This window comes from Flavobacterium sp. B114r (assembly GCF_056824125.1).
In genome coordinates this window covers 2,966,546-2,981,512 of record NZ_CP124858.1, presented here as the reverse complement: position 1 = coordinate 2,981,512, position 14,967 = coordinate 2,966,546, and the positions used below count along the sequence as shown (strand labels likewise).

Genomic DNA, 14,967 nt, shown 5'->3' with positions numbered 1-14,967 from the left:
ATGGTTTGACTAAAAATTTGTATTTTTGACCAGCAGCTACAAAACGTAGTGAAATAAATCTAAGCCAGAATGCATTTTAAACATCCCGAAATTCTATACTTTCTGTTTTTATTGATCGTTCCAATTTTGGTTCATTTATTTCAATTACGACGTTTTAAAATATCCTATTTTACCAATGTTCGCTTCTTAAAAGAACTTTCGATACAAACCCGAAAAAGTTCTAAAATCAAAAAGAGACTTTTATTAGCGACTCGTTTACTATTGCTGACTTGTATTATTTTTGCTTTCGCACAACCTTTTTTTGAAGCTAAGGATAGTAAAAATGCAACTAACGAAATGTATATTATTCTGGACAATTCGTTTAGTATGCAGGCTAAAGGTAAAAAAGGAGAATTACTAAAACGTGCTGTTCAGGAATTACTCGAAAATACTCCTGAAACAACTCAGTTTTCGTTATTAACCAACACTGAAAACTACTGGAATACGGATATAAAATCATCAAAAAGCGCTTTACAAAATCTAAAATACAGTGCCACTCCTTTTGAGCTTTCGTCAATAATGGCAAAAATCAAAGCGCATAAATCGGCTTATAAAAAAGATATTGTTATTATTACAGATGCTGTTGGTCTCGCAGAAAAAGATGTAAAAAACATTGATAGAGAAGAGAAACCGTATTTTATTATTCCGCAAGCCGAGCAAAAAAATAATGTCGCAATTGATAGTGTTTTTATCAATCAGACTTTGGAGAATTTCTATGAAATCAGCGTAAATCTATCCGCTTACGGAGAGGATTTAAAACCAGTAACGATGGCATTATACAATCAAAACAAATTGATTGCAAAAACCATTATCAAATTTGATGCAAAGAAAAAGAAAGTCAATTTTACGATTCCAAAAGAAGCCTTTCATGGTTATGTAACTATCGAAGACAATGGTTTGACGTATGACAACACACTTTATTTTAGCATTTCGAAAAACAAAAAAACGAATGTTATTAGTATTGGAGAACCGGAGAAAAGTAATTTCTTATCCCGAATCTATACTTCAGCTGAATTCAATTATAACAATTACTCTATTAGTACTTTAGATTATAATAGTTTAGAAAAACAAAACACTATTATCCTGAATGAATTAATTGAAATTCCTCAGGCTTTGCAAACCACCTTAAAAGCATTTGTTTCTAAAGGTGGAAATTTAGTCGTTATTCCTTCTGAAAAAAGTTCTGTTTCAAATCTGAATACTTTTCTGGGGAATTTTGGAAAAATTCAGTTTAAGGATCTTGAAAATAAAAATAAGTTAATTACCAAAATCAATTTTGATCATCCTTTGTTTTCAGGCGTTTTCGAGAATAAAATTACTAATTTTCAATATCCAAAAACAAACAGTTCATTTAATATTTCGAGTCCATATCCGGCAGTTTTATCGTATGAAGACCAAAGTGTTTTTGTAACAGCGATTCAGAATCCGGTTTCAGGAATTACTGTTTTTTCAGCACCAATAAATACAACAAATTCGAACTTTCAGCAATCGCCTTTGATTGTTCCTTTGTTTTATAAAATGGGGCAAAACAATCAGAAAACCGGTGTTAATGCATTGACCATTGGAAATAATCAACCTTATTTTACAGATGTTTTATTGACAAAAGACGCCATTCTGGAAGTCAGAGGAACTGAAGATTCTTTTATTCCGATTCAGCAAATAATGAATAATAAAGTAAAATTAATCTTCAATGATTTCCCTGAAACAGCTGGGAATTATGGGGTTTTTGATAAAAAAGAATGGGTAGAAAACCTGAGCTTCAATTACAAACGAAGCGAAAGCGATTTAAGTCAGGTGAATACCAACGTGGTTTCTGATTTTAAAACTGCTGATACGATTTCGACCATTTTTAATACGCTACAAACTGAACGAACTGACAGCCAAATTTGGAAATGGTTTGTTATCTTTGCACTGTTATTTTTAGCATTAGAAATGGCAATTATCAAGTTTGTGAAATAAACTTAAAGTTTTCTTTTTTGAACCATTAAGAGATTAAGTTTATAAAGTTGAAATACGACATACACACAGATTATCATTTCGACGAAGGAGAAATCACATGCGCTGAGAACGCACTGCATAGAATATTGGATGTGATTTCTGCTTCGTCGAAATGACAAATAGAACGCTATAAAATACTATTTGTATACAAAATAAATTTATCTACATATGAAAATAATCATCAGAAGCGCCAAAATTATAGATTCAAAAAGTCCGTTTCATAATCAGACGGTTGATCTTTTAATTGCAGATGGTTTAATAGAAAAAATAGGAACTTCGATTCTTGATATCCAGGACACAACCGAAGTAAAGTTGGAGAACTTACATCTGTCGCAAGGTTGGTTTGACAGCAGCGTTTCTTTTGGAGAACCAGGTTATGAAGACAGAGAAACTATCGCAAACGGATTGAATGTTGCTGCAAAAAGCGGCTTTACGGCAATTGCCCTGCAACCCAACTCCTTCCCTGTTATCGACAATCAGTCACAAGTAAATTTTGTAAAAAATAAAGCAAATGGTTTTGCCACGGAACTTTTCCCAATTGGTGCTTTAACCAAAGCAAGCGAAGGAAAAGATATGGCAGAATTGTTTGACATGAAAAAGTCCGGAGCTGTTGCTTTTGGAGATTACAATAAAAGTATCGACAATGCTAATCTTTTGAAAATAGCTTTGCAATATGTACAGGATTTTGACGGATTGGTAATTACATACACACAAGATGCTAATCTAAAAGGAAATGGTGTTGCGAATGAAGGAATCGTTTCGACCGGATTAGGCCTGAAAGGAATTCCGAATTTAGCAGAAGAATTACAAATCGCCAGAAACTTATTTCTATTAGAATATACCGGTGGAAAACTTCATATTCCGACAATTTCTACAGCTAAATCAGTTGAGTTAATTAGAGAAGCTAAAGCAAAAGGATTACAAGTAACTACGAGCGTTGCTGTGCATCACTTGGTTTTGACCGACGAAAAATTAGAAGGTTTTGATACGCGTTTTAAAGTTACGCCACCACTAAGAACGGAAACTGACAGACAAGCATTATTAAACGGAGTTACGGACGGAACTATTGATATTATTACATCAGACCATAACCCAATTGATATTGAATTCAAAAAAATGGAATTCGACACGGCTAAAAATGGAACTATTGGACTAGAAAGTGCTTTTGGAGCTTTACACACCGTCTTACCAATCGAAACTATAATTGAAAAATTAACCTCAGGAAAAGCTATTTTCGGAATTGAAAATAATTCGATTGCCGAAGGTTCTAAAGCTAACTTTACTTTCTTTAATCCTGAAGGAAAATCAACTTTTACGAAAGCAAATATTCTTTCGAAATCTAAAAATTCTGCTTTTTTAGGAACCGAAATAAAAGGTTCTGTGTACGGAATTTTAAATCAAAATCAACTTGTTATCACTAAATAATTACAATGAATAATTCAATCGAAGAAGGAAAATCAATCGCTATTACCAGTTATATTTTAATTATTGGTGTTTTGATCGCAATGTCTATGAACTCTGAAAATAAAAATAGTTTTGCCTCTTTTCATATTCGTCAGGCTTTAGGATTATCGCTTGCTTTTATCTCTTTTGGAGCGATTATCAGCAATTTCGACAGCTTTATGATTACTTTCCCTATGTGGATTTGTATTTCTATATTATGGACTTATGGTATTTTTAGTGCTATTCAGGGACAAATGAGACCAATACCGTTGGTTGGAAATTTATTTCAGAAATGGTTTAAATCTATCGGGTAGAAATTCTAAATTTTTAAAAATCCAAATTCCAAAAAGAAACCGTTACAATCCGCGTTTTTGCGTTAGTGAACCTGTTTTATCAGCGTGTAAATTTAGAACACAGATGACGCTGATTTGCAAACTAAAACGCAGATAAAAACAAATCTTATTATAACAATCTCAACAAGCTTTATCAAAATTTAAAACTTTGACAAAGCAGAAATTCAAAATAAACTTTGTCGAAGCTTAAGTGAAAACTGAGACTGCGACTGAAAACTAATATAAAATGAATCTATCTTTAGAATATAAAATACAAGAGCCAAAAGTAATCTTAGATAAAAATCCTGTTTTACTTTTGTTACACGGATACGGCAGCAACGAAGCCGATTTGTTTTCGTTTGCTACTGAACTTCCTGATAACTACTACATTATTTCTGCTCGTGCGCCTTATGATTTGCAATATGGTGCATATGCCTGGTACGCGATTAATTTTGATGCCGATCAGAATAAATTTTCGGATAACGAACAAGCAAAAACTTCCCGTGATGCAATTGCTGCTTTTGTTGATGAATTAGTTACCAATTACCCTATCGATGCTAACAATGTGAATTTGGTTGGCTTTAGTCAAGGTTCGATTTTGAGTTACGCTGTCGCACTTTCTTATCCTGAAAAAATTCAGAGAGTAGTGGCTATGAGCGGTTATTTTAATGAAGAAATCATTAAAGAAGGTTTTGAGAAAAATAACTTTAAAAACCTGAAAATATTTGCGTCACACGGAACTGTAGATCAAGTAATCCCGATTGATTGGGCAAGAAAAACTCCTGCTATTCTTGAAAAACTAAATATTCCCGTGACTTATAAGGAATATCCTGTTGGTCATGGTGTTGCTCCTCAAAATTTCTTTGATTTTAAAAATTGGCTGGCTGAGTAGTTTTAGTACTTACTCGCAGTATTGAGTCTCGTTCTCAGTTTTTAAGTCAATTAAATAATAATTTAATCTTCAATCAATTAAGCAAAATGAGCAACTATAAAATTCTGAACTCCAGGAATATATTTGTAATTACGCTCATTGTTATATCCCTAACTATTTTAACTGTTTGGCTTTTTGGACTTGGCGATCATAGCTCTTTTTTTGAAAATTCGCTATTATCAACAACAATTTTATCTACGGCATTCTTTTTATTTATATCTATTGGATTATTTAAGGGAATTAAAATAAAAGATAATCTTGGCCAAATAACAGATCGTTTTGATGCATCAAAAATTGAATTTATAAGAGAAGCCGTTGCAGATCGAAGTATTGACGATCTACCAGATGGGGGCGAAGGAATTTTCGGAATTATAATAAGCCTAATTTTATGGTTTATTATGGCTATTGTAATTAGCTATTTGTGCTGGGCTTTTGGTGCAATATTGTGGTTTTCTATCTTAACTTTTATCGCTATGCTCTATTGGATTTTCTTTAGGGCATTGAGACTGGTTTTTAAGAAATCAGGCAAGTGCAAAGGCAATTATTTAAATAGTACATTGTACGGATTCAGTTTTACAATCCTTTACAACTTTTGGATTTATGCCATCATTTTCATGACAATATATTTTTCCTAAATCGGATAGGAGCCTAGGGATTAATTCCCTAGGCGACCTTCCACACCACCCGGCATACGGATCCGTACCAAGGCGGTTCTTAATTTACGATACATTTTAAGATAGATACCTAACCTAAAGTACTTCCGTGAGGTTGTTTTCAGTTATCCCAATAAAGGTCTGCACTCCCTGGTAGCTGTCGGATTCCGTCCTATCCTTCCCAAGGTAGTTATCAAATTACTTGATATTTTCTGCATTCGTGCCTTCATAGGTAACATTCATTTACTACTCACTTAATTAAGTTCAGTCCTTCGGTACTCATTTACAGTACCTACTATGACCTCTGCTGACTTCTTATAGCAATTGTTATCCATAAGTGCTTTTCTTAAAAAAAAAAAAAAACTCCCCCTATGTCTATAAGACCTCCCCAGGTAAGAACGACAACTTTCCTCTCATATACCTGCTATATTTACCATGATGTTTCCGTACAGTTTTGGACTTCAGTTTGTGTTGCAACCTTATCCAACATCTTTGGCCTTTTATATAGTTTCTGTTCGTCAGGTCAAGAGTTTGCCTACTGCTTCCTTCAGATTCCACCTCGCGATGGACACCCTTGCATTCAGCTAACACTTCCCACTGTAAAGGCGTGTTCGGGACTTACACCCTAGAGTTATCGCCCATGCTGGGCACACAACAAAAAAGCCGCAATCTTCAAACTGAAAATTGCGACTGAATACTGTAAACTAATTATTCTCCGGTATAAATAATTTTATCTGCTTTTTTCAGCACATAACCTTTCCAGGGAATCAATTGATAATCGTCTTTAAGCCAGGAATCACCTTCTGATTTTCTTTCTAAAAGAATGGGCTCTTTTTGAGTATCAAGGAAAAGCTCGGCTTTATTCCCGTCAAAAATTACGTAGGCAACTGTCGAATATTTTTTTCCATCTTCAGCATGAGCTAATTTGGTACCCACTTCAAAAAGACGTACACATTCATTTTTGAGCGTTGACCATGTATAACCTGCAGAAGCTTTGCAACCATGAGCATCTGAATCTCCACCAACTACTACAGCTGGTTTTGGTTCTTGTTCTTTTGGCGTTTTACTTTCTTCTGAAACTTTCTTAGCGCAAGAAAATGAAAGACCAATAATAATCGAAAATAAAAATATCTTTTTCATAAACTCTATTTTTTAAAAGTGGTGATAAAAAATAGCCTTCTAAATACTATTTCTGATACAACCAGGTTTGATTTACTTCAAAAGTAATCTTATCATCGTTATCAACAAAATACTTTAATAAGACTTCTCCCCATAATTCACCATTGCTATAATCAGCTATAATCCATCTGTGGTTTAAAATCTTTACTTTATTAATGATAAACTTGTTTGGGCCTATTTTATCCTGACCTGTATAAGGGTTTCCGTTTGGGTTCGCATTCAAATCCAATAACTTTTCTGTTACCACGGGAATCAATTTTTCGTATAAAATTACTTTTCCTCCTGAAGCGGTATTATCAAAATAATTTTGTGCATTTTCATTGTGTTCCAGAGAAAAATAATTAGCATCAGCCAACTGCGTTGTTACTAAATTAATACTGTCTCTTAGTTTCTTAGTCGTTTTATCATATCTTTCCTGCCCAAATTTTACTTCTCTGCTGTAAAACATATAAGTAAAGACATTCATAAGTATCGCAAGGATAAAAAGATAAAGCATTAAGGATTTTTTCATTTTTATGGTATAATTAAATTGTAATTTCTAAGTTATCGTAAGCCAGGAATACGTTTTTAGGTAATTGTTTTTGTACTTCTTCATGAAAGCCTAAAACGTGGCTAATGTGGGTTAAATAAGCTTTTTCAGGTTTTACTAAATTGATAAAATCCAGTGCTTCCTGCAAATTAAAGTGTGTATCGTGTGGCTCTACACGCAAAGCATTTACCACTAAAACTTTAAGATTTTTTAGTTTTTCGACTTCCGTTTCGTGAATTGTTTTAACATCGGTGAGATAAGCGAAATCATCAATACGATAACCAAAAACCTGTAAATCGCCGTGCATTACATTGACCGGAATAGCTATTTTATCGCCAACGGCAAAAGGTTGGTTATTTGTTACCTCTATCGTTTTAACGCTTGGAGCGCCCGGATATTTGTTTACGGTTTCGAAAACATAATCAAAACGTCGTTTTAGATTATCGATCACTCGCTGATGTGCATAAACGGGAATTTCGCCTTGCCTGAAATTAAACGGGCGAATATCGTCTAAACCTGCCGTGTGATCTGCATGTTCGTGTGTAAACAGGATTGCATCAAGATGTCTGCAGCCACACGAAAGCATTTGCTGCCTGAAATCGGGTCCACAATCTATTACATACGAATGTTCGCCCCACGTAATCCAGATGGATACGCGAAGCCTTTTGTCCTTAGCATCAGTGCTTTTGCAAACAGGATGATCGACTCCGATGATCGGAATGCCTTGGGAAGTACCTGTACCTAAAAAATATACCTTCAATTGAACTTATTTTTTTTACAAAAATAGGATTATTTCTCTTTCATTAGAAGCCTAATTTGCTAACTTTGTAACAAATCTATTTAAAATAAAATGGGTACAGAAATAAAACTCAAAGGTGACAAGGTCATCGAACAGATTCCTTCCATAAAAGACAAAGCGTTACGCATTAATTTAAACGAGAATATTTACGGAACATTTGCTGAAATTGGCGCCGGACAAGAGACGGTCAGGCATTTTTTCAGATCCGGAGGTTCATCGGGAACAATTGCAAAAGCAATGTCTGCCTATGACAAAGATTTCAGTGATGCCGTTTATGGAGTTGAAAGTGATGGCCGCTATGTAACGGAAGAGCGATTAAAAAAAATGCTGACTCTTGAAGGTCAAATAATCGAAGAACGATTAAGCAGAGAAAAACATCCTACCAAACTCTTTTTTAGTTATGCCAATACTGTTGCAACTATAGATTTTGCCAAACAATTTAAAGGCCACGGTTGGGTTGGAATCAGATACCAAATTGAACCTGATGAAGCTTACAACGAAATTATTCTACACATTCGTTTTAAAGAAACTGACGCCAGACTACAACAAGAAACACTGGGGATCTTAGGAGTAAACCTTATTTACGGTGCTTTTTACAAATACAACGATCCTAAACGATTACTTCGCTACCTATACGATCACTTAGACAAAGACCAACTCGAAATTGACACTATTAACTTCTCAGGACCTCGTTTTGCAGATGTTGACAATCGTTTGGTTAGTTTGCAATTGGTCAAAAACGGAATGACTGATGCGGTAATGTTCAATCCTGAAGGAAAAAACATTCTGCCGGCTTCTATCTTATACAAAAAGAACCTTCTTGCTCTTAGAGGAAGTTTTCGTCCGGTTACAAAAGTAAACATGGACATGTACGAGAAATCGCTTAAAATGTTTCTTGAGGAAAATAAGGTTGAGAAAGATAATACACTGGTTATTTTTGAAATTACACTTTCGAATTTACGTTCTGATGGTGAAATTGATGAACGTGATTTTATGGACAGGGCCGAATTGCTTTGTTCACTAGGCCAGACTGTAATGATCTCAAACTTTCAGGAATATTATAAAGTGGTTGAATACTTTGCTAATTATACTAAGGCCAGAATGGGATTGGCAATGGGTGTAAACAATTTAGTTGATATTTTTGATGAGAAGTACTACCGTCATTTAAGCGGTGGAATCCTGGAAGCCTTTGGAAAACTTTTCTATAGAGATATGAAAGTTTTCTTATATCCGATGTTAGATGACAATGGCGTTTTGATGGACTCTAACAACTTAAAGGTACATCCTAGAATGAAAGAATTGTATAAATTCTTTAAATTCAACGGAAAAGTGGTTGATATTGCTGATTATGATCCGCACAATTTAGAAGTTTTCTCCCGCGAGGTTTTAAAAATGATCAATCAGGGAAAACCAGGTTGGGAACCGATGCTTCCGTCTGGTATTGCCGAAATTATAAAAGAACATCATCTTTTTGGATATCATCCGCAGAAAGAATTAGAACAAAATACTTAAAGAAAAAAGTCCCTTATTTAGTAGTCATGGTCGGAAGATTTTTCTTCCGACTTTTTTTTGTCTTGTTCTTAACAAATTATTCTTAACAGGATTAATCTTGTTTGTATATTTATTGCCGTAAATCAGTAATTTATGGCAAATTTTAAAGATCACAAAGTATGCGTTAATGAGCTGCTAGGTTTTATTCCTGAAGCACTCTTGTCACATCTCTCTACTAGTACAAAAGTAGACCATTATTCAAAAGTACTTCATGGTAAAAAAGTATTTTACCTACTTCTGTATGCTATTCTAGACAATGAGAAACTCAGTCAGCGCACATTAGAAGATACTTTTAATTATTCCGGTTTTAAAACTATTTTCAATCTAGAGGAATCTGAAACAGTCAGGAGAAGTTCTATTTCTGAGAGATTATCGAAGATTGATGCGGGTTATTTCAAAGAAATTTTTGAATACATGTATGATCGTTTCTCAGAGAATTATAATCAAGCAGAAAGAGACAAGTACAATTTAATACGCGTTGACAGTACAATTGTTTCAGAAGCTGTGGGAAAACTCAGAGAAGGTATTGACCAAAAGACCGGTAAAAAGCTTGTGAAATATAGTGTTTCCTTTGATGGGATTCTTCCGGCAGGTGCAGAAGTGTTTAATACTCAGAGTTATTCATCTGAGGATATTGCACTCCCCGAGGCTATTTTAAAGCAGGTCGAAAAAGATGCTCAACATCCTAATATTTATATTATTGACAGAGGTATTCAATCCACCCGTACTATGAAGGATTTTGACCAAAAGAATGTCAAATTTGTAATCAGAGCCAGAGAAAATCGTAAGCATGAAGAGTTAGAATCCCTAATCAAAGAAAATCAAGATTTAGATATCGGAGAAAACCTCTTAATAAAAGACAGCATTATCAATCTCTATACAGGAACTCCAATTAAAAACAAACGAGGAAACACACATTATAGAGAAGAAATAGTTGAAACTAAATTCAGATTGGTCATTGTAAAAAACAAACAAAATCCAGAAAAAGAATTTTGGTTTATAACTAATGATTTTGAACTTACAGCCAAAGAAGTTGCTGATTATTATAGAAGAAGATGGGATATTGAAGTCTTTTTCAGGTTTATAAAACAAGAGCTCAATGTTAGTCATCTTGTATCACTCAGCAAAAATGGAATACAAGTCATGATTTATATGACTCTAATTGTAGCGATGTTAGTTTTAATTTACAAGAAAGCAAACAACCTTGGTTATAAAACAGCTAAAAGAAGGTTTGTTATGGAATTAAGAGAGCTAATTACAGCAATAATGGTAACACTCTCCGGGGGAGATCCTTCAAAAGTCTTTAAAACATAAGTGGCCGGAATTTCTTCCGACCACTACTACCTTATTTAGGGACTTTTTTTGTTTAAGGCTCTGAATGAATAAAAATTTTACCGCAAAGCACGCTAAATTTTGTATGCGTAAGCTTAAAAAAAAAGTAAAGTTCGCAAAGCTTTTTCAACACAAAGCTTTGCGAACTTTACTTTTCATAAAACTAGGAACAAAAAAACTTAGCGTACTTTGCGGTAAAACCATACCAAAATTACACGTCAAAATTGCAACCTGAAACCTGAAACAAAAATTTCTACTTCAAAATCTGGGCTGCGTGTTCTTTTGTTTTTACTTTTTCGATAACCTCATCAATAATTCCGTTTTCGTCTATTACGAAGGTTGTTCTGTGGATTCCGTCATATTCTTTTCCCATGAATTTTTTAGGTCCCCAAACTCCGAATGCGTTGATTACAGCTTTATCTTCATCTGCTAATAAAGGAAAAGGAAATTCATATTTGTCTTTGAATTTTAGCTGCGCTTTCTGACTGTCAGCACTTACTCCCAGAAGTTCGTAATTATTGGCTTTAAAACGTTCGAAATTATCTCTTAAGTCACATGCTTCTGCTGTACATCCTGGCGTACTTGCTTTTGGATAAAAGAAAACTACCAATTTTTTTCCGGCGTAATCTGCTAGTTTATGTGTTTTTCCGTCCTGATCTACTCCTGAAAAATTAGGAGCTTTATCACCTGCTTTTAATGTTGTCATTTATTTAGATTATTAGATTTTAGAAAAAAGAATATAGAACATAGATTTTAAATAAGTACACTAGAGATTTAATTTAGTCAATACCTTTGAACCTTTAACTTTTTACTTACAACTTTTTTTCATGCCCCAGATTGCAGTGAAAACCCCGGAGTTGCGGTAATTTACATTTTTTGTATTGGCAAAGCGACCAACGGAAGCTCTTGCGAATGCTTAAAAATGTTATTGCCACAACGAGGAGTTGTAACGAAAAACTGGATTAGGCACATCATTAAAATTATACTATTTTTACGAGATTAAAAATACGGAAATGAATAAAGAAGCTCGCATACAATTTGTTATAAATACGTTAAAAGAACTCTACCCTACTATACCCATTCCATTAGATCATAAAGATCCTTATACACTGTTGATTGCGGTTTTACTTTCGGCTCAATGTACGGATGTACGTGTGAACCAGATTACGCCTATACTTTTTGCAAAGGCTGATAATCCGTATGATATGATTAAAATGTCCGTCGAAGAAATAAAGGAAATTATTCGTCCTTGTGGTTTGTCGCCTATGAAATCGAAAGGAATTCACGGTTTATCGCATATTTTGATTGACAAACATGACGGAAAGGTTCCGCAGAGTTTTGAAGCTCTTGAAGAATTACCTGCTGTAGGCCACAAAACTGCCAGTGTGGTGATGTCTCAGGCTTTTGGTGTTCCTGCTTTTCCGGTTGATACGCATATTCACAGGCTGATGCTCAGATGGAATCTATCGAATGGCAAAAACGTGGTGCAGACTGAGAAAGATGCTAAAAGATTATTCCCGAGAGAATTATGGAATGATTTACATTTACAAATTATCTGGTACGGACGTGAGTATTCGCCTGCAAGAGGCTGGAGTTTAGAGAAAGATATTATTACGAGAACTGTTGGAAAAAAATCATTGATCGAAGAAGCAACTAAAAAGGAAGAAGCTACTAAAAAGATTGTTAAGTAGCTTCTATTTCGTTTTTACATACTGCTTTTGAGTGTATTGTATTCGCTGGTCATATTGAGCGATCTATAGATACCGAGTAGTGATTTTGCAGCATTTTCGTTTTTTGGTTCGATTGTTAGTGCCTTTTTAAGATACGGAATGGCGCTCTTTACAATATCATCTTTTTGGGCATCTAACTTATCATATTGCTGCATTTCATTAGGGCTGTTTCCTAAGGTGCCCATCAAATCAAGTAATTCTTTTTTGAACTCTATTTTTATATAAGCCAGATTAATATAACAGGTTATGCAATTTTGATTGACTTGTAAGCCATCTTCAAAATATTTTTCAGCACTGCAATAATCATTAGTTTCCATATAAGAGAAGGCTAAAGAAGTCATAATTTCCTCCTTTTTTGAGGGTGGATTTACATTTCTTGGTTTTTCATATAATCCTTCCTGAATACCTGCTTCCCGGGCGCTCATTGAAACAAAAGCTTCTTCTGTTTTTGTTTTTTTATTGGTTGCATAAAAAAGAACTCCTTCACCGGTATAATTTAGCTTTCTAAGTTCCTCGAAATATTTAATGGCTGATTTATAATCTTTGGCTGATAAAGAAGCTGAGGCTGCATTAAATAAATTTCTGATATCTTTTTTGTCGAACAGGTAAACTTCATAACTTTTGTCTGCACTTTCTTTGAATTTCTCTGCTTTAAAATCGTTGTAAGCGCCATCTACCAATTTAGATTTCATCTCTTTTAGTGCTACACTTGCCTTGAAGGCATATTTATAAATTTGAGAATCGTTCTCGTATAATAATACATCCTGATAAGCTCCTACTGCTAAAGCAAAATTAGTTGCAGCATCTATATTTTTAGTTGCTAAGTCTTTGTAAACATTTCCTTTTGTAAAGTAGAAGTCTGACTTTACCTCAACGGGGGCATTGATGACGAGATATTCTATTTTTTTTAAAATAGCTACTGCTTCCTGAGTTTTTCCTTTGGCTAAATAGGATTGTGCTTCTTTAATTTCTTCTTTTTGAGCATGTGCTCCGGTATTTAGCAATAGTAGCACTAATAAGGTTTTAAGGCTCTTTTTCATTTTCTGTTAGGTTTGGTTGTTAAATAGATTAAGGGTACTACTTATGGAGTGCTTATTATAAACATGGATTTAAAAGGTTGAAAGTTTTCACCTTTACTACTTATCAATATTTAATAAACACTCTCTTTTCTAATATTCTTTACGAAATATTAAAATAGACAACAAACAAAACAGGGTTAGGGTAGTTTTTGGTCATAGATGATTTGGTTTTGGTTAAACTATTATTTTTATTAGAACAATTTGGCTTTATACATATTGAAAGTTTTTTAATACATAAACTGTACTTATACATCCATTTAATTAAATAAAAAATTGTTTTTTAACTAAAATAAAGCTAAATATAAAATAAATATTTGATATTAGATAAAAATATTAAACTTTAACAAAACACTCTTCACAAACCTATATACCAATTCATTGTTAAATTGATGTAATGGTTTTATGAACTATTAAAAAGTAAAGGGATGCCTTAAGCGCATAAAAAAACTCACTATCTGTATTTGCATACAAATAGTGAGCTTTTTAACCAAAACGACCACTTGGTTTTTCTTTCGAAATAAACATCCGACAAATATAGTGGGCTGTTTAATTAGCTATAATTTCAAAACTCTTATTCTCAATTTTCACAACTGTTAATGCTTGTGAATAATTAAGTAAAAAAGAAACAACTTCTTTTTTAGGTTTTAAATCTTTAGAAGCTAATGCCTTTTTAGAGTAAATTTTTGCCATACTATCAAAATGTTTTTATTATAGTATAACGGGCTATTACTTAAAATAGTATTAGTTGGTTAAAATAATTTGATGTTTATCAATTATTTTTCTTAAATTCATTAGTGCATAACGCATTCTTCCTAATGCTGTATTAATGCTAACACCCGTAATTTCAGATATTTCCTTAAAACTCATATCCTGATACATACGCATTACCAAAACTTCTTTTTGATCTGACGGGAGCTCTTCAATTATCTTTTTCAGGTCTACTTCGACCTGATCGAATATCATTTTGTTCTCGATAGTCAAAGAATCGTCAGACATTACAGAAAAAATCGAAAATTCTTCGGTTTCTCTGTACATTGGCATTTTTTTGGTTTTACGAAAATGATCTACGATTAAGTTGTGGGAAATACGCATTACCCAAGGCAGGAATTTACCTTCTTCGTTATAGGAATTACTTTTTAAGGTTTTAATGACCTTAATAAAAGTATCTTGAAAAATATCATTTGAAATATCTCTATCAGCAATCTTCGAATATATAAATCCATATATCTTAGACTCGTGTCTTTTAATTAATGTCGAAAGGGCGTTTTCGTTGCCATCGACATAATTTTTCACTAATAGAGCGTCTGGAATATGCAGATCAGCCATAGTACTACTTTTTTAGTTTTCTGTTTAAAATTTGGAGTAATTTTCT

Annotated in this window: 15 protein-coding genes; 8 read left to right on the top strand and 7 right to left on the bottom strand. The window is 33.7% G+C overall.

Annotated features, from left to right (window positions below; genetic code table 11):
- The first annotated feature begins 69 nt into the window (after positions 1-69).
- The 5 genes from QLQ94_RS12755 to QLQ94_RS12735 all read left to right on the top strand — a co-directional run bounded on the left by QLQ94_RS12755 (position 70) and on the right by QLQ94_RS12735 (position 5,378).
- Entirely contained in the window at positions 70-1,998 is a 1,929-nt protein-coding gene (locus QLQ94_RS12755; RefSeq protein WP_482497367.1) for a BatA domain-containing protein, read from the top strand.
- Between the two features lie 207 nt (positions 1,999-2,205).
- Entirely contained in the window at positions 2,206-3,462 is a 1,257-nt protein-coding gene (locus QLQ94_RS12750) for a dihydroorotase (RefSeq protein ID WP_271335537.1), read from the top strand.
- A 5-nt stretch (positions 3,463-3,467) separates the two neighbouring features.
- The gene (locus tag QLQ94_RS12745) at positions 3,468-3,794 is read left to right on the top strand and encodes a membrane protein (RefSeq protein ID WP_042564123.1); all 327 of its coding nucleotides are present in this window, start codon (positions 3,468-3,470) and stop codon (positions 3,792-3,794) included.
- 265 nt (positions 3,795-4,059) lie between these two features.
- Positions 4,060-4,704, top strand: a complete 645-nt coding sequence (locus QLQ94_RS12740) for an alpha/beta hydrolase (protein ID WP_482497365.1) — start codon at positions 4,060-4,062, stop codon at positions 4,702-4,704.
- A gap of 86 nt (positions 4,705-4,790) precedes the next feature.
- Positions 4,791-5,378 carry a hypothetical protein gene (locus QLQ94_RS12735; RefSeq protein ID WP_271335535.1) on the top strand — a complete coding sequence of 196 codons (588 nt, stop codon included), beginning with the start codon at positions 4,791-4,793 and terminating at the stop codon, positions 5,376-5,378.
- A gap of 726 nt (positions 5,379-6,104) precedes the next feature.
- On the opposite strand, the gene QLQ94_RS12730 is transcribed toward QLQ94_RS12735, so the two are convergent.
- The 3 genes from QLQ94_RS12730 to QLQ94_RS12720 are packed head-to-tail and all read right to left on the bottom strand — an operon-like array spanning position 6,105 to position 7,864.
- A complete protein-coding gene (locus tag QLQ94_RS12730) occupies positions 6,105-6,536 on the bottom strand; it encodes a hypothetical protein (RefSeq protein ID WP_427402541.1) in 432 nt (143 codons plus the stop codon).
- Positions 6,537-6,582: 46 nt separating this feature from the next.
- Complete coding sequence (locus QLQ94_RS12725; RefSeq protein WP_271336435.1) at positions 6,583-7,086, bottom strand: hypothetical protein; 504 nt, start codon at positions 7,084-7,086, stop codon at positions 6,583-6,585.
- A gap of 13 nt (positions 7,087-7,099) precedes the next feature.
- Complete coding sequence (locus QLQ94_RS12720; RefSeq protein ID WP_271336434.1) at positions 7,100-7,864, bottom strand: MBL fold metallo-hydrolase; 765 nt, start codon at positions 7,862-7,864, stop codon at positions 7,100-7,102.
- A gap of 90 nt (positions 7,865-7,954) precedes the next feature.
- On the opposite strand from QLQ94_RS12720, the gene QLQ94_RS12715 reads away from it, so the two are divergent.
- Positions 7,955-9,415: a TonB-dependent receptor gene (locus QLQ94_RS12715; protein ID WP_271336433.1), complete on the top strand. Its 1,461-nt coding sequence runs from the start codon at positions 7,955-7,957 to the stop codon at positions 9,413-9,415.
- 132 nt (positions 9,416-9,547) lie between these two features.
- Positions 9,548-10,768: an IS4 family transposase gene (locus tag QLQ94_RS12710; RefSeq protein WP_482497362.1), complete on the top strand. Its 1,221-nt coding sequence runs from the start codon at positions 9,548-9,550 to the stop codon at positions 10,766-10,768.
- A 271-nt stretch (positions 10,769-11,039) separates the two neighbouring features.
- Here QLQ94_RS12710 and bcp read toward each other — a convergent pair whose 3' ends face one another.
- Positions 11,040-11,492 (bottom strand): thioredoxin-dependent thiol peroxidase, encoded by a 453-nt coding sequence (gene bcp, locus QLQ94_RS12705; RefSeq protein WP_271336432.1) that lies wholly within the window; start codon positions 11,490-11,492, stop codon positions 11,040-11,042.
- Between the two features lie 307 nt (positions 11,493-11,799).
- Here bcp and QLQ94_RS12700 point away from each other — a divergent pair, with 307 nt between their 5' ends.
- Entirely contained in the window at positions 11,800-12,477 is a 678-nt protein-coding gene (locus QLQ94_RS12700) for an endonuclease III domain-containing protein (protein ID WP_271336431.1), read from the top strand.
- Positions 12,478-12,491: 14 nt separating this feature from the next.
- Here the strand turns inward: QLQ94_RS12700 and QLQ94_RS12695 are convergent, their stop codons facing one another.
- From QLQ94_RS12695 to QLQ94_RS12685, 3 genes are all read right to left on the bottom strand, one after another.
- A complete protein-coding gene (locus tag QLQ94_RS12695; RefSeq protein ID WP_482497361.1) occupies positions 12,492-13,556 on the bottom strand; it encodes a tetratricopeptide repeat protein in 1,065 nt (354 codons plus the stop codon).
- Positions 13,557-14,141: 585 nt separating this feature from the next.
- Positions 14,142-14,285, bottom strand: a complete 144-nt coding sequence (locus QLQ94_RS12690) for a hypothetical protein (RefSeq protein WP_167443809.1) — start codon at positions 14,283-14,285, stop codon at positions 14,142-14,144.
- 51 nt (positions 14,286-14,336) lie between these two features.
- Positions 14,337-14,921, bottom strand: a complete 585-nt coding sequence (locus QLQ94_RS12685) for an RNA polymerase sigma factor (RefSeq protein ID WP_271336428.1) — start codon at positions 14,919-14,921, stop codon at positions 14,337-14,339.
- Positions 14,922-14,967: the final 46 nt, after the last annotated feature.